Annotated in this window: 24 protein-coding genes and 1 pseudogene; 7 read left to right on the plus strand and 18 right to left on the minus strand. The window is 43.4% G+C overall.

What is annotated here, in order from left to right:
• Positions 1-105: 105 nt before the first annotated feature.
• On the minus strand, positions 106-696 hold the full coding sequence (locus E0D70_RS11270) for an IclR family transcriptional regulator (RefSeq protein WP_133012397.1): 591 nt from the start codon (positions 694-696) through the stop codon (positions 106-108).
• Positions 697-1,062: 366 nt separating this feature from the next.
• Here E0D70_RS11270 and E0D70_RS11275 point away from each other — a divergent pair, with 366 nt between their 5' ends.
• Complete coding sequence (locus tag E0D70_RS11275) at positions 1,063-1,302, plus strand: hypothetical protein (RefSeq protein ID WP_133012398.1); 240 nt, start codon at positions 1,063-1,065, stop codon at positions 1,300-1,302.
• Positions 1,303-1,314: 12 nt separating this feature from the next.
• Here the strand turns inward: E0D70_RS11275 and E0D70_RS11280 are convergent, their stop codons facing one another.
• A complete protein-coding gene (locus E0D70_RS11280) occupies positions 1,315-2,208 on the minus strand; it encodes an AraC family transcriptional regulator (RefSeq protein WP_133012399.1) in 894 nt (297 codons plus the stop codon).
• Positions 2,209-2,431: 223 nt separating this feature from the next.
• On the opposite strand from E0D70_RS11280, the gene E0D70_RS11285 reads away from it, so the two are divergent.
• Positions 2,432-3,592 (plus strand): iron-containing alcohol dehydrogenase, encoded by a 1,161-nt coding sequence (locus tag E0D70_RS11285; protein ID WP_133012400.1) that lies wholly within the window; start codon positions 2,432-2,434, stop codon positions 3,590-3,592.
• Positions 3,593-3,910: 318 nt separating this feature from the next.
• Positions 3,911-4,186: pseudogene (locus E0D70_RS11295) on the plus strand (MarR family winged helix-turn-helix transcriptional regulator); the annotation flags it as partial.
• An 18-nt stretch (positions 4,187-4,204) separates the two neighbouring features.
• On the opposite strand, the gene E0D70_RS11300 reads toward E0D70_RS11295, so the two are convergent.
• Positions 4,205-5,089, minus strand: a complete 885-nt coding sequence (locus tag E0D70_RS11300; RefSeq protein ID WP_133012402.1) for a LysR family transcriptional regulator — start codon at positions 5,087-5,089, stop codon at positions 4,205-4,207.
• A gap of 176 nt (positions 5,090-5,265) precedes the next feature.
• On the opposite strand from E0D70_RS11300, the gene E0D70_RS11305 reads away from it, so the two are divergent.
• The gene (locus tag E0D70_RS11305) at positions 5,266-5,871 is read left to right on the plus strand and encodes a short chain dehydrogenase (protein ID WP_133012403.1); all 606 of its coding nucleotides are present in this window, start codon (positions 5,266-5,268) and stop codon (positions 5,869-5,871) included.
• Positions 5,872-6,141: 270 nt separating this feature from the next.
• On the opposite strand, the gene E0D70_RS11310 is transcribed toward E0D70_RS11305, so the two are convergent.
• Together E0D70_RS11310 and E0D70_RS11315 are read right to left on the minus strand one after the other, a co-directional pair.
• The gene (locus E0D70_RS11310; RefSeq protein WP_133012404.1) at positions 6,142-7,257 is read right to left on the minus strand and encodes a flavin monoamine oxidase family protein; all 1,116 of its coding nucleotides are present in this window, start codon (positions 7,255-7,257) and stop codon (positions 6,142-6,144) included.
• Complete coding sequence (locus tag E0D70_RS11315; RefSeq protein ID WP_133012405.1) at positions 7,254-7,934, minus strand: cupin domain-containing protein; 681 nt, start codon at positions 7,932-7,934, stop codon at positions 7,254-7,256. The genes E0D70_RS11310 and E0D70_RS11315 overlap by 4 nt, the downstream gene beginning before the upstream one ends.
• A 142-nt stretch (positions 7,935-8,076) precedes the next feature.
• Here E0D70_RS11315 and gcvA point away from each other — a divergent pair, with 142 nt between their 5' ends.
• Together gcvA and E0D70_RS11325 are read left to right on the plus strand one after the other, a co-directional pair.
• A complete protein-coding gene (gene gcvA, locus E0D70_RS11320; RefSeq protein WP_133012406.1) occupies positions 8,077-9,000 on the plus strand; it encodes a transcriptional regulator GcvA in 924 nt (307 codons plus the stop codon).
• Positions 9,001-9,182: 182 nt separating this feature from the next.
• A complete protein-coding gene (locus E0D70_RS11325; protein WP_240537076.1) occupies positions 9,183-10,310 on the plus strand; it encodes an MFS transporter in 1,128 nt (375 codons plus the stop codon).
• Between the two features lie 61 nt (positions 10,311-10,371).
• Here E0D70_RS11325 and E0D70_RS11330 read toward each other — a convergent pair whose 3' ends face one another.
• Both E0D70_RS11330 and E0D70_RS11335 read right to left on the minus strand, forming a co-directional pair.
• On the minus strand, positions 10,372-11,337 hold the full coding sequence (locus E0D70_RS11330; protein WP_133012407.1) for an ornithine cyclodeaminase family protein: 966 nt from the start codon (positions 11,335-11,337) through the stop codon (positions 10,372-10,374).
• Positions 11,338-11,342: 5 nt separating this feature from the next.
• A complete protein-coding gene (locus E0D70_RS11335) occupies positions 11,343-12,518 on the minus strand; it encodes an aminotransferase class I/II-fold pyridoxal phosphate-dependent enzyme (protein WP_240537084.1) in 1,176 nt (391 codons plus the stop codon).
• 119 nt (positions 12,519-12,637) lie between these two features.
• Here E0D70_RS11335 and E0D70_RS17710 point away from each other — a divergent pair, with 119 nt between their 5' ends.
• Entirely contained in the window at positions 12,638-12,760 is a 123-nt protein-coding gene (locus E0D70_RS17710; protein WP_276312849.1) for a hypothetical protein, read from the plus strand.
• Positions 12,761-13,122: 362 nt separating this feature from the next.
• Here the strand turns inward: E0D70_RS17710 and E0D70_RS17490 are convergent, their stop codons facing one another.
• From E0D70_RS17490 to E0D70_RS11385, 11 genes are all read right to left on the minus strand, one after another.
• Positions 13,123-13,281 (minus strand): hypothetical protein, encoded by a 159-nt coding sequence (locus E0D70_RS17490; RefSeq protein ID WP_165942897.1) that lies wholly within the window; start codon positions 13,279-13,281, stop codon positions 13,123-13,125.
• 80 nt (positions 13,282-13,361) lie between these two features.
• Complete coding sequence (locus tag E0D70_RS11340; protein ID WP_133012408.1) at positions 13,362-13,820, minus strand: preprotein translocase subunit SecB; 459 nt, start codon at positions 13,818-13,820, stop codon at positions 13,362-13,364.
• On the minus strand, positions 13,810-14,346 hold the full coding sequence (locus tag E0D70_RS11345; protein ID WP_133012409.1) for a type II toxin-antitoxin system MqsA family antitoxin: 537 nt from the start codon (positions 14,344-14,346) through the stop codon (positions 13,810-13,812). The genes E0D70_RS11340 and E0D70_RS11345 overlap by 11 nt, the downstream gene beginning before the upstream one ends.
• Before the next feature lie 9 nt (positions 14,347-14,355).
• Positions 14,356-14,808: a hypothetical protein gene (locus E0D70_RS11350; protein ID WP_207923249.1), complete on the minus strand. Its 453-nt coding sequence runs from the start codon at positions 14,806-14,808 to the stop codon at positions 14,356-14,358.
• Between the two features lie 146 nt (positions 14,809-14,954).
• The gene (locus E0D70_RS11355; protein WP_133012410.1) at positions 14,955-15,143 is read right to left on the minus strand and encodes a hypothetical protein; all 189 of its coding nucleotides are present in this window, start codon (positions 15,141-15,143) and stop codon (positions 14,955-14,957) included.
• 767 nt (positions 15,144-15,910) lie between these two features.
• On the minus strand, positions 15,911-17,797 hold the full coding sequence (locus E0D70_RS11360; protein WP_133012411.1) for an AMP-binding protein: 1,887 nt from the start codon (positions 17,795-17,797) through the stop codon (positions 15,911-15,913).
• An 85-nt stretch (positions 17,798-17,882) separates the two neighbouring features.
• On the minus strand, positions 17,883-18,773 hold the full coding sequence (gene mmsB, locus E0D70_RS11365; RefSeq protein ID WP_133012412.1) for a 3-hydroxyisobutyrate dehydrogenase: 891 nt from the start codon (positions 18,771-18,773) through the stop codon (positions 17,883-17,885).
• Between the two features lie 158 nt (positions 18,774-18,931).
• On the minus strand, positions 18,932-20,002 hold the full coding sequence (locus tag E0D70_RS11370) for an enoyl-CoA hydratase/isomerase family protein (RefSeq protein ID WP_133012413.1): 1,071 nt from the start codon (positions 20,000-20,002) through the stop codon (positions 18,932-18,934).
• Between the two features lie 21 nt (positions 20,003-20,023).
• On the minus strand, positions 20,024-20,800 hold the full coding sequence (locus E0D70_RS11375) for an enoyl-CoA hydratase (RefSeq protein ID WP_133012414.1): 777 nt from the start codon (positions 20,798-20,800) through the stop codon (positions 20,024-20,026).
• 82 nt (positions 20,801-20,882) lie between these two features.
• On the minus strand, positions 20,883-22,040 hold the full coding sequence (locus E0D70_RS11380) for an acyl-CoA dehydrogenase family protein (RefSeq protein ID WP_133012415.1): 1,158 nt from the start codon (positions 22,038-22,040) through the stop codon (positions 20,883-20,885).
• A 127-nt stretch (positions 22,041-22,167) separates the two neighbouring features.
• Positions 22,168-23,661 (minus strand): CoA-acylating methylmalonate-semialdehyde dehydrogenase, encoded by a 1,494-nt coding sequence (locus E0D70_RS11385; RefSeq protein ID WP_133012416.1) that lies wholly within the window; start codon positions 23,659-23,661, stop codon positions 22,168-22,170.
• Between the last annotated feature and the right edge of the window lie 95 nt (positions 23,662-23,756).

Raw genomic sequence — 23,756 nt, forward strand, 5'->3', positions numbered from 1 at the left:
AACTGCTGATAATTCATGTTGGTACTGCTTTGTTCTGTGGTAAGAAGAATCATACCAACTTCAGCAGTTGGCTTCTTCTACACCTGATTAGCAGTGTCGCACTTATTATCTGAATTTAGGCCTAACCAATTCATCATTATCTTCTAGATCAAAGCTGTAATCGTTTTCTGAATAGTCGTTCATTCTATCCATCATGATGTCAACTTTATCGGGGACTTGTTCTTTAAATAGCCTCATCCATTCCATTTTTGGCATATCAAGCATTAAAGACTTACCGACACCTGTGGACGCTAGTGGCAACCTGTCACCCACCTGAGAGCGGAGCTGAACGGCTCTTTTGCCCGGAAATTTATCCAAATAGAATATTTTATCTTCGTCTTTGATTCCAAGGTGAACAGCGTCTTTTGTAATCGCAGACAACTCTCGTAAAAATGGTCTAGCTAGCTCTTTTAGAGGCATATCTTTTTGGGCTTTTATTCCTAGCTGAATGACTTTTGTACCCAGTACTAAGCCTATTCCTCTTACTTCTCGAATATAACGAGATGCAATAAGCCCTTGGAGAATTCTATGTACCGTTGATTTAGGCAAATCAAGTCGTTGACAAATATCTTTAAGTTGTCTATCGCCTTCCGCAACGGCATCAATAACATGGAAGGCTTTTTGCAAAGATCTATTTTTATTATTATCTTCGTTCATAAATCACCTGAAGATTTCCCTAATAAAGGAAAATATAAATGTATAGTTTTTGTAATCAAGTCGAATGTGTTTTGCTTGATTATTTAAATAATGAACATTAAAAGGATACTGCACTACCCAAGAAATGATATCTATAGAAATCTAAAAACTCTAGAGCTTTTCCCATATAGTGGAACTTACAAACAAGATTGGACACACTGGTGAGACTCTAATCCAATTCGTTTATTTGCTTTTCTAGAGCTAGAAAAAACGATAATTGAATCCTGGAATTGTGAGGATAAGCCCATATATGGACGATACAGCCATTTTTTCTGTGCAATGGATCGTTGAGTTTCACAGTAGAAAGGTGCTCTATAAAGGCATTAATTGAGTTTTTCTGAAAGAAGTCTGAAAAGTAAAAAAGCACTAAAACAAGCTATTCCACAAGCGTCTTATAGGCATTTTAATTGGCTTAATGACCGCTATAAAAAATGTTGTCAAAAACAACCAATTTACGATTCCATTTATAAAGATTTTGAAAAAGTCATTTCAGACAGCCGCGAAACATTATCTGAATTTAGGAATATCGGATTTTATCTAATTGATTTACTGTCAGTTAAAATGTAACGCGTAGCAGCTTTAATGACCTGTCTGTGACGGTGGGAAACCAAAAAATCGTTTATATTCCCGACTAAATTGTGAAAAACTGTTGTAGCCTACTTGATAGCTCGCTTCGTTTGCTTGTATCCCTTGAATTAACAGCGTTTGCGCTTTCTGCAATTTAATCGATTTAATGTATTGCATGGGCGACACGTGCATCAGTTTTTTAAAGGTATTAAAAAACGATGTTTTACTCATATTAGCGATAGACGCCAACTCATCTACCTTAATGACTTTATTCACATTGTTGTGAATGTGAGTCACCGCTCGGGACACAGGTTGTATATTGCCGTATTCATGCAACAACTGACGCAATGCGTGACCATGTTCGCCAGTGAGTAAACGATAGTAAATTTCGTCAATAATCGACTCCCCTAAAATCGCAGATTCCAACGGGTCTGACGCGACACTTAGCAAACGCGAAAACAACTCAATGAGATCGTCATTTGCTTGCCCGACAACCACACAGGACGATGAATCGGACGTGGTTTTTCGCGCGGCTTTTTCTTGGCGCTCAATACGCATGATCATATCAGCCAATTTTATTAAATTAATATTCATAACCGCAGACTGGAATGGTGCCTCAAACGACGCCACTGTCACTTCAGCGTATACAGGGATCGGCAAGAAATTAATGAAAAAATCCCCGCTCTGGTACAAAAAAGACGCATCCCCCACACGGCAGATTTTCTCACCTTGACCCATCATGCAAATAATAGGGTCATATAAAAAAGGAGACATTTCTTGTGCGTTATGCCATTGCACTACGCCTACACCTTCTAAGTGCAACGGCGTAAATCCTTCTTGATGAACATTTTGTTCAATCAAATGATTAAACCTGTCCATTTTATTAGATCGTGAGATCTTCATCATTGTTACGCTACCTAAGTGAGTATTGGCAGAAATACAGGCTTCTATTATGCAAGTAAATTGCAGACTTCAAGGAGCATTTAAGAAACAAAAGCATTTCATAATAAAAATACAAAAGAATGAACGATTATGCATGTTTTTTGGTGTTTTGTGGATATGAATATTTTTAAAATGACACTATAGTGCATGACAAATTTAATAGACATACCGCATACAAGGAAACCTAATGCTTGATTTTGATTATTACAACCCAACTCGCATCGTCTTTGGACAAAACCGTATTGCTGAACTAGACAACCTAATTCCAGCAAACGCCAAAGTCATGATTACCTTTGGCGGACAAAGCGCTAAAAAATACGGTACGATCGATGCTGTTCGTGCGGCCTTGGGTTCTCGTGAGATTATTGAATTTGGTGGCATCGAAGCTAATCCACAGTTTGACACCTTAATTAAAGCTGCGAATATCGCAAAACAAGAAAATGTTGATTTTCTTCTTGCGGTCGGTGGCGGCTCTGTTATGGACGGCACAAAATTCATCGGTTTGGCTGCCAAAGCCGCACCTGAAGACTACGCAGGCTTGTTGTCTCACGGTTTTGCTATCATTCCAGTCACGGAAATTTTACCACTTGGCTGTGTGGCTACATTGCCTGCAACGGGTTCAGAAATGAACATGGGTGGCGTAATCACACTAGAAGGTCAAAAACGTCCTTTCATGTCCACGTTGGCGTTCCCTACTTTCTCTTTGCTTGATCCTGATTTGACGAAAACCTTGCCAAAAGAGCAAATTGCCAATGGTGTGGTTGATGCGTTTATTCACGTTTTAGAACAGTACCTAACAGTACCTGTCGACGCTCGAATCCAAGATCGCACCAGTGAAGGCATCTTGAAAACCTTGATCGAAGTCGGTCCAGTAACCTACCGCGACAATGACGACCTAGACGCACGTAAAAACTTCATCTGGTCGGCAACTAACGCGTTAAATGGTGCGATCGGTGCAGGTGTTCCACAAGACTGGTCAACACACATGATCGGTCATGAGATGACGGCTTTGTTTGGCATTGCTCATGGGCGCACGCTAACAATCGTATTGCCTTCTCTATTGCGTGAACGCAAAGAGAAGAAACATGCGAAACTAGTTCAATTCGCAGAGCGAGTTTGGGATATTACTGAAGGCACTGATGACGAAAAAATCGAAGCGGCGATTAATAAAACCGAAGCTTTCTTTAACTCGTTAGACATAGTAACTAACCTAACGCATTACGGTATCGACGATGCCGGCATTGATAAAATCATTGCTAACCTTGAAAACGTCGGCATGACAGCCTTGTCTGAAAGTGGCGATTTGACGCTAGACATCGTTCGTAAGATCCTAGTCGCAGCAAAATAACGGCTAAGTTCACAAGGATTCATACTCAATTATTTTTATAACCTGAGAAGCTTCCACTGTGATAACAAATTCAGAACAATAAGTTCAGAATAGTAAGCTCAAAAAAGGTCAGCCTAAGTGCTGATCTTTTTTTTGCAATAAACTAACGTATTAATGGCGCTACCGCTTTACCATTGCGACCGATTACCCACGCTAGTCCGCTTTCACGAATATCTTGCTCTGTTTATCGGTTGCGGTGAATCACTGGAGAAAAAGCCGTGTTTTCTTCCGCTCCTTGGACGCTGGTGTAAACAATCTTTTTAACGCCCGCCTTGTACAGCAAGTGATGTGGCAAGTTTTTTGAAACGGGATAAAGCGCAAGTCACACGATTACTGAACGCGCTCATTCAACAAGGGTTTATTGCCAAAGAAGCCAACCCTCAAGACAAACGTAGCCAATGTCTATGTATTACAGACGAAGCAAAAACCTTACTTAAGCAAATAAAAACCATTGAAAAAAACGTTCTGGCTAAGATGTCGACGGATATATCTAAGGAAACCTTGGAAGAATTTCAGCAGGTTAGCAAGCAACTTACTCGTAACCTATTGAGCTAGTCGCTAGCACTTAACGAATCATTCTCTATCCAATAAAGAAATAACCCAGTTGTGTAATGGATCATCATGGTATCTAGGATGCCATGCTGCAATCACATCAAAACTGTCTGGTGATTGCTCAAGAGGAATCTCCTCTAAAGCTAGGTGACTGATGGCTTTGGAGGGTAAAAACGCAATCGCATCTGTGGTTTCTAGATAAATAGGCACCACTGAAAAACAGGGTGCAGAGATCACAACATTTCGTTTTAAACCGAATGTCGAAAACCAATCATCGATGGAACCCTTAAAGTTGGGACGTGATGGTGAGGCTATTATGCTTGGATATTGGGCTATTTGTGCGAGCGTTGGCGTTGTTTTAGAGATGGACGAGTGTCTTGAGGTCACGCAAACATGATGCTCTTCGAATAGTTTTATCACCCGATAATTCTCTGGAATATAATCTGGAAAAGCGATGGCTAGATTGACCTTACCACTCTCCATTAATTCATGAAGTGTGTCGATATCAAAGTCTCGAACAATCAATCTTAAGTTTGGTGCCTGTACCCTTAATTTTGCAATCAAACTGGGCAATACCACTTGCTGGGCGTAATCGGTAGCCGCAATAACAAAGGCACCATTGGCTTTTTCTGGAACAAAGGTTTTGGTTGATATCAGAGAATTGAAATCAATCAGCAGCTTATCAACACCAACGGATAATGTTTGGGCAAAAGGTGTTGGCACAAAACCATTGGTTTTTCTAACAAACAACCTGTCGTCAAACACATCTCTAAGTTTCTTTAAATGCTCACTCACCGCCTGTTGTGTTAGCCCCAATTGGCTAGCGGCTTTAGAGGCATTTTCTTCACGGATAAGCGCCTGAAAAACCTTTAACTGTTTGATGTCTAATCGATCTAATTTACTCATAACGCCCCTACTCTAATACCAAGATGTAACACAGCCTGCTTTAAACAAAATACCTTTAAACAAGACGCCTTTAAACAAGTATATCTTGTATCACTTACAAATAACCTTTGTTTATATTTGTTTAAGTAATTCGTTAAAGTTCTGCCATCAAAACAATTCAATGATTGGAGAACACAATGAAAACAGTAATTTTAATTGGTGCACTGGGCAAAATGGGACAAGCGGCGTTGTCAGGTCTTGGCAATCATAAGGTCATCACGGCCGGTCGCTCTGGTGATGTTGACCATATTGTAGACATCACAGACGTAAATTCAATCGAAGCCTTGTACAAAAAAGTAGGTCATTTTGATGCGGTAGTGAACACCGTTGGTTTTTGTGAATATGCACCGTTTGCAGAGATGACAGAAGAGCAATGGAGAACCACAGTGATGAGCAAAATGATGGGGCAAATAAATCTTGTGCGTATCGGTCAGAAATACATCGCTGACGCCGGCTCTTTCACCCTGATTAGCGGCATCTTAAATGTTAAGCCTATTCCTTACGCGATAGCCGATGCGACTGCCAGTGGCGCCATCGATACTTTTGTAAAATGTGTTGCTTATGAAATGCCACGTAACACACGTATAAATGTCATTAACCCAACGGTACTAGCGGAAGCGTGGGACGTTTATGGAGAAATGATGCCAGGTTTTGAGCCAGTACCAGGAAAATTAGTTGGCAAAGCGTTTGAGCGCTCAGTGGACGGCTTTATTACCGGCGAAGTAATCTTTGTGGATGCCTAAGGCTTAGAGCTAAGATTCACTATAAAAATGGCGCCATTTGGCGCCATTTTTATTAGCGGGAGGAAGCTAATATTATGTTGAGCTAATGTCGTATTTGCCATTGATGCGAATATAGATAGTCGCACCTGGGCTTTGATCACCACGTAATCGGGTTAACCTCATTGGCAGTAACTACTCAAGAATGTGATGAGCACTTCTATCGGGTATTTTGTTAAGCGTCTTGGTGAATGGGCTACCAGACTTTATGTTCATCTAATACCCAGCGAGCCACTAGAACTTGCGGCGCAGATAACAAGTAACACCGTCGTCAGCCGCTTCAATTGCACCAGCAATATAGCCCGGGAATTGCCTTGACCATTCACTGCCAATGCCAGTCACGCGCTGCTGCCAAGGCCCTGTTTTGACAATCGCATCTGGCGTTGACCCATGATCGCTGGGCGAACTCAGATCAAGCTCTGTTGCGGTCAATGGGTCTTGCGACCAATCTTTGAGGATGTCTGAGCTAGGCGTCGCCGCCTCTGTGCCAAAAAGTCGTGCCATTTGTGCTCTACAGTATGCTTTCATCTCATTTTCGCTGATATTTTTTCTGTGCTGTGCCGGCACACCTAAAAAGCCAAATAACGCCGCCTGTCCCTCAGGAATAGAAGCATCATGGATTTCTACCATCGGGCCAAGGGCGCTTCGCGCACTGCCAGAAAGGCCTTTTTCGCGCCAAAATGGCGTATCGTACACTGCAATATATTTAGCGTGAGAGGCCATCCAAGTCGCGGTGCTTTGCCATTGCTTTACCAATAGCTCTGGTAACGCCGGAATAAATTGTATGGAAGCCATCAAAAGACGTGGCGGCAATGCAAAAAAGACATGTTCGACCGTTAGCGAGTGTTCAGACTTCTGATCACGATAAACGACATCAATCTCACCCCCATTAATACGCAGCGATTGGACTTGTGACCCAAGCTTAATGGATTTACTCGTTAATTTAGAAGCCATGGCTCGAACAAGTGCGCCCATTCCGCCATGAAGACGCATGGAGGTTGGGGAATTCACATACCCTTGCATAATACTCGGGGCGGCCGTCGCCGAACGTTCAACCACCATGCTGCCTTGCTCATATTGTGCAAAGCTTTGTACACCGAAAGTGGTCATGACTTCATTAAGCTGTAACTGAAAATCTGGCCAGAACCATGTTGGGCCTAAGTCAAAATGCGCGCTACCCGAAGTGGACTGATTAGAACCAGACTCAATAGAATAGTCCATAATCCGCCCACCTAAATCGTCTCTTGCTTCTAGCAAAACATAGTCCGTGATGCCTTTTTGTTCTAATAAATACGCAGCGTAGAGCCCACTAACACCACCACCGATAATGGCAATTTTTTTGCGCGTCATACGTTGGCCTTGTGGTGTACGTTTTGAAATTCACCCTGCTTTAAATACACAGTAGCGCCAGATTCTCCCGCTAAAACAGACACATTATTTCCAAGTGGCAAGCGTAACCAACTGCCTTCGGCATACTCCACGCCATCAAACAATAAGTCGCCTGATAACACTAATAATTCAGCAGGTGCTGCCATAGGAAGGGTTTGAAACAAGGCCTCTAAAGGCGTTAATTTTTGCAAACTTGTTGTCTCGTATTGATCTTCAAAGAGCGCACACACGGATCGACCATTTTCTATGCGCCAAGATTCGGCGTCATAAGTATTGATTCGAACCGTACTTTTATCGGCTTTATTCATTTGCCATAGTTTGACAAAAATAGTCGCGCCTTGATGACTAAAAGGCGCGTGTTGAGTACCAATCGGATTTCTTAAGTACCAGCCTTGAGGATAGTCTCCTGATTGATCGGAAAAGGTACCTGATAATACGAATATTTCTTCACCACCTGGATGGGCATGATTGGGAAAGACGGACTCAGGGGCATAACGCACAACGCTGGTGGCTCGTGCCTTTTCCTCTCCTAACCTGTCTAACATCATTCTGTCGACGCCGAATTGAGTCGATGGCACCCAGTGGTAACCTTTCGCGGCTACGGTGGCTACCGCTGAGAAATCTGAATTGATTTGCATTGGTTTGTCCTGATCAATATGGGAAAGGCGATGATGAGATCGTTTGTCTTATTGCTCTTTAGGTTAGCGACATTTTTCACTGTTTTACTTTCTATCGCAAACTAGATAATCTAAATACCCACTAAAGAAAAAATTTATCGATATGAAGCAGCCTATCCATCTCAATGCATTAAGAGCCTTTGAAGCGAGCGCCAGACACCAGAGTTTTTCGGCCGCGGCAGAAGAGCTTAATGTTACCCCCGCCGCAGTCGGACAGCTCGTTCGAACACTAGAAGAATGGCTGGATACGCCTCTATTCCACCGTATGAAAAGTGGTAAGGTGCGACTGATCTTAACCGAAGCCGCTGAAAAAGGGCTGCCTGACATACAGGCGGGATTTGACCGGCTCGCGTTCGGGCTGGAGCGATTAAAAGAAAGCACGGTAAGTGGCATCTTAACGGTCGCGGTGAGCCCAGCTTTTGCAGCCAAATGGCTGCTGCCCCGTTTGAACCGGTTTCAAGAGAGTTGCCCTGACACCGATGTTAGATTAGACACCAGTCTTAAACCTGTCGATTTCGCTGTTCAAGGGATCGATGTAGGCGTTCGCTATGGGCGCGGAGATTGGCCTGGACTGACCTCAGAAAAGCTGATGGAAGAAGAAGTCTATCCGGTCTGCTCTCCTGCTTTTTTACAGCAACACAATGGTTTTAATCACCCTAATGACTTGCTCCACGAAACCTTTATACACGACCTATCACTGGATACTTTTACCGGCTTTCCCACTTGGAGGGAATGGCTGCACCGAGCCGGAGTGACGCAAAAACCCACCGCACACAGCATTCAGATTAACAACTCAGCCGCCGTGTTACAGTCCACAATGGATGGCAGAGGCATCGCACTTGCTCGCAGCGTTATGGTGCGTGACGACCTTGCAGCAGGGCGCTTGATTCGACTCTTCCCCAACATACAATTCAACTCGCCATTGACTTATTACGTCGTATACCGGCCAGAGCTAACGGAACTGAGCAAAATGAAAGCTTTTAAACATTGGCTCTTTAGTGAGATAGAAAAAAGTGGCGAGCTATAAAGTTTTTCTATTCTAATCTTAAAGAAGTTCTATCTTGTTGGCATGGCCCACTCCGATTAGACTGAATATTCAAAGTCTCGGTCTACGGGCTTCACAAACAAGGAAAGAAGCGTGAATAGTAACACCCCTACCTTAGCACCAACACCAGAGGCCTTTGATAACCATAGCCATACATCGAATCTGTGGCGACTCGTGTTAGCCCAAGCACTTTCTGGGGCGAACATTATGCTACTGGTGCCATTGTTGGCAGTATGCTGTCTCCTTCTCCTTTACTAGCAACACTGCCGATTACTATTTTCGTATTGGGAATGGCAGCGTGTGTATTGCCGATTGGACAACTAGCACGCAAGCACGGCCGCCAAGCCTCATTTATGGTTGGCACAGGAGCGGGTGTATTAACTGGGCTGCTCGCGATTGTGGCTCTGCTTTATGACTCTTTTTGGCTGTATTGTGTTTCCACCTTCTTAGGTGGCGCTTACGCTGCGGTCATACTTTCATTTCGCTTTGCCGCGACCGATGGTTTGCCCGCCAATAGACGACCACAGGCACTGTCTTTGGTTATGGCTGGCGGTATTGCCGCTGGGATCATCGGCTCCCAGCTCGTCACTCACACAATGAACCTGTGGTCAGCGCAAATGTTCGCGGCCACCTTTTTGGGGCAAGCGCTTGTCGCCGCCATTGCCGGCATTATTTTACTTGGCGTTAAATCCCCTAAACCTGCTAAACATCAGCAATATGAAGGCCGCCCACTTGCTAATATTGCCCTACAGCCGCGTTTCATCAGCGCCGTAGTTTGTGGTGCAGCGTCTTATATGGTGATGAATTTTTTGATGACCTCAGCGCCACTGGCTATGCACATGCATGGACATAGTCAAGAAGCATCAAATTTGGGCATGCAGTGGCATGTTATCGCCATGTATTTACCTAGCTTTTTTACCGGCAAGCTCATTGTACGTTTTGGGGCGATACGTATTTCAGCTTTTGGTATTAGCTTAACCGCATTGTCGGCTGTTATTGGCTTCTTCGGTGAAGGGGTTTACCACTTTTGGGCACTATTGATTTTATTAGGAGTGGGTTGGAATTTTGGCTTTTTAGGCGCTTCTGCGCTGGTGTTAGAATGCCACCGACCAGAAGAGAAAAATCAGGTTCAATCCCTGAATGACTTCATTATCTTTGGCCTGATGGCGCTTGGTTCACTGTTATCAGGGGGAATATTAAGCAGCTACGGATGGCATATTGTTTTATGGGCGTCTTTTACGCCATTATTGCCCGCTGCCATCATATTAATACTTGCTAAACGTAAGGCTTAGAGAGTAACGCGCTTTTCATTGATTCATGGAAAGCGCTGCTCGTTAACTCAGATAAACCGAGTTACAGCTTAAGTCCGTCGACCACGACACTGGCGATGGCTAGATCTTGAGCCCCCATTCCGGTCAAATCAACAACAGTTAATTTTGCGCGACTAAAATCCACTGCTGAGTGCTTTCCAGCTAATAAGTCTGGCAAGCTAATAGCGGCATCTTCTGCCACCATACCAGCGCGAACCGCGACACCGAAATCGCCATGAGCAAGACACTGATCGTGATTATCAGTGACTATAACATCGGCATGTTTCATGATCTCAGGAGCAATCTCATTCTTACCAGGGCTGTCGGCTCCCACCGCCACAATATGTAGCTCATCAGGCAGGTCACTCAGGTTAATTAATGGCTCTGTAGATGGCGTCACCGTGACCAAGATATTACTTACCTGGCAGACATCATAAGCGGTTGTCATGGCCGCCGCGGTTAATCCCAACTCCTTATTAAGCCGCTCACATAACTCAAGGCTTGCGGCATAATGTCGGCCATATACAACAACCTTAGTAAGGCCAAGATGATGAGATATTAAAGCTGCTTGCCAGTAAGCCTGCGACCCTGTGCCAATAATCCCCAAGCAAGCGTCTTGGCCAACAGGTTTAAGCCCCGCCGCCAATGCACCCGCTGCCGCAGTACGGATTTGAGTTAACCAGCCTTCGTCTTGCAACAAAGCAACTGGGCTCCCTGTTTGACTCGACATCACCAGTAACAATCCATTGTTAGCGGGCAAGCCAATTTCTGCGTTCTGGTAAAACCCCGCTGCTATCTTGATAACAAAGTAAGGATGACCTTGCTGTTGTGCAGATTTCACATGACAGTCGCCAAAGAAGCTTCCATCGTCTTTGGTAAATAGCATCTGCATGGGACTTGGCTGATCAATTAAGCCCCCTGAGAAAGCAATCAATGCTTCCCTTACCGCATCAATACTGTTTGGCAGTGACACTAAAGGCATTATTTCTTCTAACTGAACAATACGCATGGAATCTACCTTGAAAATTCAGAGAAATGTGTTTCAAAATGCTTACGCATCGCCATCAAGCCGTCTTTGAAAATAACATCTCGACCAAAGCCAATTCTAAATCGATCCAAAGGCACATCGGTTAAGTCAGAGCCATAAATAGAGGAAGGCAGCAACAGGACTCCACTGTCGTCGATCAATGACTGGCAAAAAGTTTCCACATTACCAGGACCGGTATATTGAGGAAATGCCACACAGCCGCCAAGCGGTCGCTGCCATTGAATCAGCCCAGGGAAATCATCAAATAAGGCTTCTAAAAGCACTACGTTTTCTGTCATCAGATCACGGTTTCTAGTAAGAATCGACTGACGGTTTTTCAGCGCAATAATCGACAGGGTTTCAGAAGGCGCTGAATTACAAATAGACAAAAAGTGCTTATAGCGCTCGACTTTTTCTAACATCGCTTTGTCTTTTGTGGCAATCCAGCCAATTCTCAGACCAGGCAAGCCGTATGCCTTGGACATGACATTTAATGAAATGCCTTTTTCGTAGACATCGGCAATTTGTGGTGATTGATCGTTAAGGTCGAGTTCGACCCCTCGATAAACCTCATCTGATAAAATATAAATACCTTTATCGCGGCATAATTCGATCAGCTCGTTCATCTCTTGTTCAGCGATTAAATGCCCAGTTGGGTTATGGGGAAAATTCAGTGAAACCAACTTGGTATTAGGTCGTATCGCCGCTTTAATTGCCTCTATATCGAGATACCAACCGCCTGGTTTGCTTGCATCTTCGACCATTGGAACCCCGGTCACGTCACACACACTTAAAGGGATGGTTTCTGCACTTTGATAGTTTGGTGTCGGTACAATGGCGTGATCTTCTGGGCTAAGAATACACTTAGACACCGCATAAATACCCTCTCCTGCACCCGCAAGACAAAGAATATCGGTTGCATCCATCGTATTGTAGGTTTTTGCGATCTCAACTCGTAATGCATCGGATCCCCAGGTTTGCGTGTAACCTAACCATAGATTTTCAAAGGCCTCACGGTCTTCTTCTGACGCCATGCCCAACAGCGTACTGAGCGACATACTCTCAAGATCTGACGCCGTCATATGGTGCTTCGCGGTGAACTCCCACTTAGAAAAGTACACTTCCAATTCAAAGTTTCTCATCGGCTTTGAGCTTGTCATCATCTGTTATTCCTTCCTAAGTATTGTCATTTGACCAGCGTGCGCTGGCGGCTTTAGGAGAGAATATGGGAGTTTCTATCATTAGTATAATTAACACTGCTTATGTCACATAAGGAGAGATAATGAATAAACTTACACTCGTTGAGCCCATAGTACTTAGCGGTAAAATTTACCCTAATGGCTTCGCCATAGGTCAGCTCACGAGCAACAGACAGCTGACACACATATTCCCGCCTTCGATTTAAATAACGGCACATTCAAATCGTATCATGATGTGAATATAGTATTTATTCATATCAAATATTGATGTGAATAAGGCAGGCTTTCTCATCACTCAAAATCGAAGCTGCCATGCCTGCCCTAGCTCATTACTAGTAACACGCTCACATCTTCTTCTGTAAGTGACTTAGCGCAGCCCCATCAACAATGCCAAACCTATGTTCTTCGCGCTTCGTATTGCCCAAAGAGCGTGCCATTTCAACCAGCATGTTTGGACGAGTGAAATGAAGGCAACATGGATAGGAAAAGATTGGATTGTTTGGTAGCGCTGAAAAACAAAAAAAGCCGCAATCAAGCGGCTCTTATAAAAGTCATGTTCGTCTGTCTATTAGAACATTTTCTTCGCTTTTTCGAGCATTTGTTGCTGCTCTTTTATCGCTTCTCTGGCGATCCGATCAAAAAACTTGCGTTTTTCTGCAGATTTCGCATATCGAAAAAAGTCAGAAAAAGGCGTCGATTTCACTTTCTCTTTTTTAGCCATCAGCATCTTGAATCTCCTTAACTATCGTAGACCTACAATAGTCTCTAATTGCTCAAAATAATTTCTGTAAGCTATATAAATTGAAATTATTTACTAAATTGTACAGTAGGTAATACAACACGGGGCAAACGAAGACGCTCACATTGCGAGCTTAGAAATTCACGCCAGTAAGGCCAAACGTGAAAGCTGGCGTTGTGCTGGGCAAATTCATCAATACAGTCTTGCTCTAGCTCTTCAGTCATTTGATATTCAGCAATAAAATCCGCTTCAACAAAAGCTTTGACGTCTAGTTCCTCATTGTCATTGGGAGTAACCCATCGAGTACCTAGGCGAACATAAATTCTAACGAGTAAACCATTTTCATGTGTTTTCAGCACTTCACTTTTTCGTACTGAGTGCATCTGCTGAACAAGCAACTCATTTAACTCGGTTGATTTAGGATCAAAATCGTCTTCGCATTGTGCTTGTGTCGATTTTAAGTAAACGTCCTGAATCTTAAGGTTCTCTATGGCTTGCTGTAATTTCTTACTGACTTTAGCCACCATAAGACGCCTCATTTTCTATCGAGTGTGACGTACGAATCACAGTTCTTAGCTTCGTTTTCTGTTTTGTAAAATTAACAACAGCCACGTTGTCCCAGCGAATTGTATGCTTAGGTTGAACACCTGCTTTTGCCATAAGTCTCTCTAAGGCAATGGGCACTTCATCGGCCATTCGCAGTAATTTGTCCATCGCATCAGATTGCATGACATCGTCACTTTCATATTTCGAGAAAGCCACTGGGCCACCGCCAAATACTTTTGCCGCTTCTTCTTGGCTCAAACCCCAAGCCTTGCGAAGGTCTCGTACCTGCTTACCTGTTAATAAACCTTGCACCTGTTTTTTAAAGGCAATCATAGCGCGCTTATTCAAACGCGCTTCTGTAGCACCAGCTTGCTCACTACCACAAGCGTCACACTCAGCGAAATGACTTTCAATACGGCCTTGTTGGCCTAAATGCTCAACATCTATCCATTCAGTTTGAGTATGTAATTGCCCAGCTTCACAAATCGGACACATTCTTTGTTTCATAACACTCCCCTACTGCGACAAATGGCAAGAGACAAGTAGCAATAACTTCCCTGTCTTACCTATCGCAAATTTCACATAATATTCGTAACGCATATCTCTATAGGCATGGTCATTCCATTCATCGCGATATAAACGGTAACTATCACAAGCCGCCCAAGGACCTGTTGGTTTCTGTACACACCATTCAGAATTGATGTATTCGCCTGTCAGTAAGGCTTGTTTCAACAGTTCACGCACATCGGCAATATCAAAGGCCAACCGCTCAACATCATGTATGCACTTACGAGTCCACAAATTTGTTTTATTGTCACCCTGAGCCAGAATCGCGAGCACATCGGCAACCTCATAAAGAGGGCCACTTCTTATTCGAGACCTTCCACTGCCAACTTCTGCAGGTGGTAGCCCCTCATAAGCGCTAATATTTAATGCATTATTTACCATAATGGTAACTATATCCAGCAATATTCATTCTTTCCTCAGTTGATACAAAAAAGAGATCTGAACTCTTTTTCGCCCCGATTCCCGGTACAATACTACAAAGCTTGCTCGATTAACGCATCGGCAAGTTGCCGTTGCGTGGTTTGCGCGTAAGGGGCTTCCTCTCCACTCTAGCCTTCCAGCTTCTGAGATAACAACTTAAACTCTTCTTTGATCTTCTGGTTTTGGAACTCTCTCACATCGGGAATTTGCAGACTAATCAGTTTACCGAAGTTATTCGCGCCATCGCTGATCAAGCTAGACACTGCCGAGCTTAATGACACAGTCTTATAGCGCCATACCATAATATTTCTTAGCATGCTCTAAGCTCTCTCCAGTCTGACTGGTCAGCTCTTCCAACTTTAGCGTTTCGCCTAGTAGTAGCTTAGTAGTAGCTTAGTAGTAGCTTAGTCTACAAGCTTTGCTCATATCTAGAGGCCAGTACTTTCTTAAAACGGTACTCTTGTTGCTTACTTTTCTCTTCGGCTATTTTATCTTCTAAACTACGATATTTCTCACTTCTCCCTCAACAATATAACCATTCATACATCCATGATCCTAGGATACACATCTCATCTAACATTACAAAAGACTGAGTATTTAACATGGAATACAACACGCTCCTCACAGGGGTATAAATAACATTGAATCACCTAAAACTCTTTTGCTTGAGCAAGTAATACTAGTAGGTGACAAAGACTGATGAATCAAAATCTAAGTACGCACCATTAATCGAGTAGTGGCGTCTAGTCCAACTAAAATAGTGTGGAAAGATTCTGAGTTTTACAAGGTAAGGAAAATCGTTTGATGATAAAGCTTTTCTGAAAAAAGATGGTGTGCCAATGGCTGAGAATTAGACTGCTCGTTATGTTCGTACTAACCCGAAACATAAACCATTATCGAAAGATCTTCCTTGTGAAATCAGAATCGTCAAACGATGTCGAAGCGGATGAGTAAGTATTTAACGGCCCTTGCCTGACCGAATGCATCAAAGGCAATAATATTAATTAACAATTGGAGACCAGAGCAAACGACTTCAATTAAGTAAAAGTCGGTTGCTCTGATTCAACCAATCAGACACAACTAACTATCGCAAATTAGCCTGATTCATAAGCTCGACAATTTCATCCAGAATATTCTCATCATCAATAGTTGAGGGTATTTTGAATTCACTGTTAGCCGCAATTTTACGCAATACAGACCGTAATGTTTTACCAGAACGAGTCTTTGGTAAACGCTGCACTATGATCGCACGACGAAAGCAAGCCAAAGCACCGACTTTATCTCGAACCATTTGCACTAACTCAGTTTCTAACTGAGCCTCACTAATATCTGCGCCTGCTTTTAAAACAACAAGCCCAATTGGTACCTGCCCTTTCAGCTCATCAATAGAACCAATCACTGCGCATTCAGCTACCATAGGATGAGAGGAAACAACTTCTTCCATTTCACCGGTAGATAGCCGATGACCTGATACATTAATCACATCATCTGTTCGTCCAGTAATGTAGACATAACCATCATCATCTTTAAATCCACCATCGCCCGTATGATAGTACCCTGGGAAAACAGTCAGATAAGCATCAGTAAAACGCTGTGGTTGCTGCCAAATTTCTGATGCTACCCCTGGCGGCATAGGCAAAGTAACAACGATGTTTCCAGCTTCATTAGCTTCAACCTCTTGCCCTTCACCATCAACAACTCGAATATCAAAACCAGGAGTCGCCTTATTGGTAGAACCCATACGAGGCGCAGATGGGTTATCCCACCCCATCATAGGTGCCGTCATTGGCCAGCCTGTTTCTGTTTGCCACCAGTGATCAATAACAGGTACCTTTAACAGATCATCCAGCCATTGATACGTCGAAGAATCGAGTTTCTCACCGGCAACAAACACCCATTTTAAACTAGAAAGGTCATATTTTTTTGCTAATTTACCCTCAGGGTCTTCTTTACGAATAGCCCGAAATGCGGTCGGCGCACAGAACATAGAATTCACTCTATATTCATCAACTACTCGCCAGAAAGTGCCGGCATCAGGAGTTCTAATTGGTTTACCTTCAAAGAAAATAGCACTACAGCCTCCCATTAGTGGCCCATAGACAATAAAGGAATGGCCGACTGCCCAGCCAATATCTGAAGCTCCCCACCAAACATCTCCGGGAGACATACCATACACATTATGCAATGCATAGTTGAGCGCCACTGCGTGCCCACCATTATCACGCACAATACCTTTGGGCGCACCTGTCGTGCCTGAAGTATAGAGAATGTACAGTGGGTCACTGCCTTTTACGACCACACATTCGGCCGGTTCTGCCCCAATTTGGCTATCATGCCAATCTAAATCCCGATCTGTATTCATCTCAGCTATCAACATAGGCCGCTGATAAACAATCGTATAATCAGGTTTATGCGATGCTATCGCAATAGCATTATCTACCAAGGGTTTATAGGCTATTTTTCTTTCAAATTCGATACCGCATGATGCAGTAAGGATCACTTTAGGTTTTGCATCGTCAATACGAATTGCTAATTCATTGGCTGCAAACCCCCCAAAAACTACCGAATGAATAGCACCAATACGAGCACAGGCTAGCATAGCGACTGCCGCTTCAGGGATCATTGGCATATAAATAATAACGGTATCACCTTTACCAACGCCTAGACGCTTGAGACCACCAGCAAAATGAGCAACTTTTGAATGTAACTGCTTGTAAGTTATCTGTTGTTTAGTCCCTGTCGCAGGGGAATCGTAATAGAGGGCGACTTGATCAGCTCTCGTACCTAGATGTTGGTCCAGTGCCAGATAGCAACTGTTCATTTCGCCGTCAGCATACCAACTAAAAGCGCCATTATCCGTTCTGCTAAGGATGCTTTGAGGTGCTTTAAACCATTCAACCCGTCTAGCTTGTTTCGCCCAATATGCTTCTGGATCCTGCTGTGCCGCTTGATACTCTTCGTTATAGCTCATTATCAACTCCAATTTTATTTCTATAGGGAGCTTGCCAATCATTATTACTGGCAGCGATTATAAGTCTCAGATCTTCAGCGCTAGATTAGCTGTCTTGATACAACTTGATTACACTAGAAAAATCGAGTTTTCCATTGCCTTTTGACTTATGCAAACTAAACAAAGAGCGAGCAACAGACCCCATAGGAACAGGAGAGTTGCTCTGTTGACTAAGCTCCATAGCCAATCCGAGGTCCTTAAACATAAGATCCACCTGGAAGCCTCCTTGATAGTTATTCGATGAAGGCACAGCCTCCATAACTCCTGGAACCGGGTTATAAACCTGTAATGCCCAGTTATTGCCAGAACTCTGCTTCATAATTTCGGATAATATTGCAGGGTCCAGACCATTCCTCATTCCCATATTAAGAGCTTCACTTGTCCCAGCCATTAAAATTGAGAGCATCATATTGTTACAAGCTTTGGCAATTTGACCAGCACCACTCTGACCTGCATGGAAGATATTATTACCCATACATTCTAAAATCGGTTTTGCCTTAAGAAACTGCTCTTCTGTTGCCCCCACCATAAATGCTAACGAACCAGCAACGGCACCACCTACACCACCGGATACTGGCGCATCAATAAAATCAAGACCTCGATCACTCGCCGCAGTACAAACACGTTGTGCTGTCATAGCATCGATTGTCGAACAATCAATAATCAGTGTATTTTTGGTGATCACGTTCAATAATGGCGTATCACCTGTCTGATATAACTCTTGAACATGCTGACCTGCAGGCAGCATGGAAATAATAAAATCCACTTTTGTGACTGCGTCAACCGCTGATGCTGCCGCCTTTCCTCCTTTCGAAACCACCTGTTCTAGCGCCAATGCAGACAAATCAAATACCTTAACGTCATGTCCTGCTTTAAGCAGGTTGATTGCCATTGGGCCACCCATGTTACCAAGACCGATAAATCCTATTATTGCCATGTCTTATTACCTCTTATTGTTATTCAGGGGCTTATTAACCTCCTTGGGATTACAAAACCTTTCATTTTGTTATTAGCCATTTATTACTAATTTCTTTCGATCGATTACTAATGACATATTGTCACATCGTTGGTTATGGTTTAGACAATATAAACTGCCTAAGATGTAGCAAAAAACGACTCAACAAATACTAAATCAACCTCTTGAACACTTGCATAGGTCCACTTAGGAACACCATCTTTGTCCACTAGCAAAGCCCGAATACCTTCTAAAAACTCTCGATTGGCACAGCTTCTAACAGACAAAGAAAGCTCACTCTCAAACACCTGCTTCAGAGACATATGCCGAGTCACTTCAAGCTGTTTTTTTATGATATGCATGGATAATGGACTGGCATGACTAATGGCTTTTTTTGCTTTATAAATCCATTTATCATCTGTATCGACAGTATTTAGAACATCAACAAACTCTGCTAACGAATCTGTGTCAGTTACTTGCTGTATAAAACGATAGTGTTTCTGTACTGGTGAATTTGCATTAAAACTTTCCTGCGATTCTAATTCTAACTGCCGCAACACACGATTAGTCGCTGCATAAGCGTCACTATCCCAACGTTCAGCCTGTAAGTTTTCCAGCATCTGCGCGCGCCGCTCAAATGCAATAAATCGATCTGCCAAACCTAAAAATAACGCATCTGCTGCATTAATTGGATTACCAGTCAATCCTAAAAACAAACCAGTCCGACCCTGTAATCGATTTAAAAACCAACTTCCTCCCACATCAGGGTAATAGCCAATTTTCACTTCGGGCATTGCCATATGAGTTTTTTCAGTCACTACACGGTGGCTACAGCCATTCATGAGCCCCATCCCGCCGCCCATGACAATACCGTGCCCCCAACATATTATTGGCTTTGGGTAGGTATGAATGCAGTAATCAAGCTCATATTCCCGAGTAAAGAATTCCGTGGAGAACCTTGCATCCCTCCCCTTAGACATAGCAGTGTATAAATTGACAATATCACCACCAGCACAAAACGCTTTTTCACCAACACTGTCCAACAATACTGCGGCAACAGCATCATCCTCTTTCCATTGGTCAAGTTTTGACTGGATCAGGTCGACCATCTCCAACGTGATGGCATTTAACGAATCTTCAGCATTTAGCAGAATTTCGACAATCTTTTTGCCGTCTTGGGTTGGGTATTCATTAAATAAAACACAACTCATGCTTATACTCCTACAGACCATTTAACGATTTTTCCACTCGGGAGGACGTTTGTTAAGAAAGGCATTCACACCTTCTTTCTGGTCTTCGGTTGAGAACAAGTCAACAAACAACTCTCGCTCTAGGGCATAGCCAACATTCCAGTGGTGATTCCGGTTGTTTTGAATTAATTTTTTACAAGAAGCGACAGATAACGGACTTTGCTGTGCAGCATTACTCGCCAACTCTAACGCTTTATTTAATGCTTGCCCCTGTGGAACAACCTCTTCAACCAATCCAATTTCTTGAGCTTTGTCCGCTTTAATACGCTCCCCACAAAGAATCATACGTTTCGCCCAGCCCTCTCCAACTAACATGGTTAAATTTTGAGTGCCACCAGCACAGGGCAACAAACCAACTTTCGCTTCAGGAAGCGCCATCTGCGACTGCTCTTCAGCGATACGAATGTCGCAGGCCAATGCGACCTCCAAACCTCCACCCATTGCATAACCATTAACGGCAGCAATTGAAACACCTCTGAATTGACTAAGTGCTTCAAATGCCTCACCAAAATAACGTGCCATAATATTGGCCACATTAGGGTCTCCGTCAGCGAATACATTTAAATCAGCACCTGCAGAGAAGAACTTTTCACCTTGACCTGTGATTACTAAACTGTAAATAGTCAGATCTGCATTCAAATCATCTACTGTCTTTTTGAGTACTTTAAGGCTTTCTTCAGTCCAAGTATTTGCAGGCGGATTATTCATGGTCAGCAGCGCAATACTTCCTCGCTTTTCTACCGTCAATTGATCAGTCATATTGATTCCCTTTACTCTCTGTAATGGCACTTCATATCTTTTATCGCTATTAAATTACGTTATCAGGGCGTTTCAGCTTTCACTATAAAAGCTCAGCTGCGCTTTCTAGTAGCAATCGCCGGGCAATAATGACATTCATAATTTCGTTCGTGCCTTCAAGAATTCGATGAACTCGGTTGTCTCTTAGAAATCGTTCCATTGGATATTCTTTAATATAGCCATTACCACCAAAAATCTGTAACGCCTCATCCGCTACACTAAATCCCACATCGGTAGCAAAACGTTTTGCCATTGCGCAATAAGTTGTTTTATCAGGATGATGATTATCCAAACGTGAAGCCGCCATGCGCACCATTTGTCGTGCGGCCACTAACTCAGTTGCCGCCGTGGCCAATTTAAACTGTAGTGCCTGAAAACTTGCTAAACTTTGACCGAACTGTTGACGCTCATGCATATATTCTGTGGCATTATTTAATGCTTGTTGAGCGGTACCCACTGAACAACTAGCAATATTAATCCGCCCACCATCCAAGCCTCGCATTGCGATTTTAAAACCATCACCCTCCTGCCCCAGTAGTGCTGCAACGGGAATACGAACATCTTCGAAGGTAATCATTCGAGTCGGCTGACTATTCCAACCCATTTTTGCTTCTTTTCGGCCATAACTAATGCCTGACAGCTTCGCATCTACTGCGAAAGCTGAAATGCCTTTGGGGCCTTCTATACCGGTACGCGCCATCACGACTAGACAGTCAGTAGCCCCCGCACCCGAGATGAAAATCTTACTACCATTAAGAAGATAATCATCACCCTCACGGTGAGCCGTTGTTTTCAGAGCCGCAGCATCAGAACCTGCATTCGGCTCAGTCAGACAATATGATGCCAACTTAATGCCTGCTGTCAGTTCAGGACACCATTGTTGACGCACCGATTCTTCACCAAACTCAGAAATCATCCAAGTAGCCATATTATGTATCGTGATATAGGCGGTGGTTGACGTACATCCCATGGCTAACTGCTCAAAAATGATACTGGCATCTAATCGGCTCAATCCCAAACCGCCTACATCTTCATGAGAATACAAACCACAGAACCCTAACTCACCCGCCTCTTTTAATATGTCAACGGGGAATATCTGATGCTGGTCCCATTCACCGGCATAAGGCGCCAGTTTGCTCTGAGCAAATGCGCGCGCCATATCTGCAAAGGCTACCTGCTCTTCATTTAATTCAAAATCCATAAACACTCCGTATTAAATAACCGAGTTCTTATTTTTATAATAATTTACGCATTATGTTATTAAGCAACGTCAGTAGAATAAGTACCTGAAAAAAGTGATCTAAAGTCAGGAACATTCGTTATTAAGTCTACTTAAGGTGGATTGTAGTATTTACCCCATTATCAATATCATCTTCAAACCAACGCGCTGTAATCGTCTTAGTTTCCGTATAAAATTTAACGGCCTGCTTACCATAAGCATGTTGGTCCCCATAAAAAGACTTTCTCCAACCGGTGAACGAGAACATTGGTAATGGCACTGGAACGGGGACATTGATCCCTACCTGACCTACTTTAATTTCATGCTGGAATTTACGCGCTGCGGCGCCTGATGAAGTGAATATAGAAGTTCCATTGCCATATGGATTTTCGTTGATTAACTGAATAGCGTCTTCAATCGTATCCACTTCTAAGGTGATCAGTACTGGTCCAAAAATCTCTTGCTGATAAATAGACATATCTCGAGTAACACGACTAAACATTGTTGGCCCAACCCAATTTCCATGCGGATAACCTTCAACCACACAGTCAGAACCATCTAGAATGCAATCGGCCCCATCATTTTTCCCCTCCTGAATAAAGTTCAGCACTCTAGCCTTTGCTTGAGGATTAATCTGTGGACCATATCCTGCCTCTGGATCATTCCATGCACCAGGTCGTACTTTTGATAGTGCATCTCGTACTTCCGTAATCAACTCACGAGAACGGCCAACAAAAACAGCCACCGAAATTGCCATACAGCGCTGACCTGCGGCACCAACAGAAGCACCGACAATATTGTTAACCACTTGTTTCTTAGCTGCATCAGGCATAATAACCATATGATTTTTAGCACCAGCAAACGCCTGTACACGCTTCATATGATCCGTACCCGTACGATAAATGTGCTCTGCGACAGCCACTGAACCCACAAAGGAAATCGCAGGTGTGTCTGGGTGCGTTAGCAACTGATCAACTACTTCTTTACTGCCATGTACTACTTGCAATAGTCCATCAGGAGCACCAGCCTCTTGAAACAATTCAGCCAGACGCATTGGTGTTAATGGATCTTGCTCCGATGGTTTTAATACGAAGGTGTTGCCACAGGCAATCGCCATAGGAAACATCCATAACGGAATCATAGCGGGGAAATTAAATGGGGTAATACCAACACAGACACCCAGCGGTTGAGTGATGCTATAACAATCTATCTTATGGGCAACGTTTTCAAGCGCTTCACCCATACTCAACGAAGCAATATTTGCAGCGTGCTCAACCACCTCAATGCCACGCCATACATCACCTTTAGCATCCTCAAAGGTTTTTCCTGTTTCCTTAGATAGCACCTCAGCAATTTGATCATGGTTCTCTTTCAGCAAAGCCTGGTAACGCAACATTAAACGAGCTCGTTCACCGACAGGGGTCTCTTTCCATGTTTCAAAAGCTACTTTCGCACTGTTAACTGCTAATTCGACCTCTTCCGTAGTCGCACAGGGCACCTGTGCAATCACAGCTTGAGTAGCAGGGTTAGTTACTGGAATCCAATGTTCTGTGATGCTCTGAACCAACTTTCCATTAATCAGTAGAGGGACTTGTTGTGTCATTTTATACACCTTTGTATTTATTTTTATTGTTATGCAGACCTCAGTAAACATCATAAGACTGCTCTATGGCGTAACATTAAAGCATAGCTAGTCGT

Origin of the sequence: Marinomonas flavescens (genome assembly GCF_004352835.1) — a bacterium.
Classification (GTDB): domain Bacteria; phylum Pseudomonadota; class Gammaproteobacteria; order Pseudomonadales; family Marinomonadaceae; genus Marinomonas; species Marinomonas flavescens.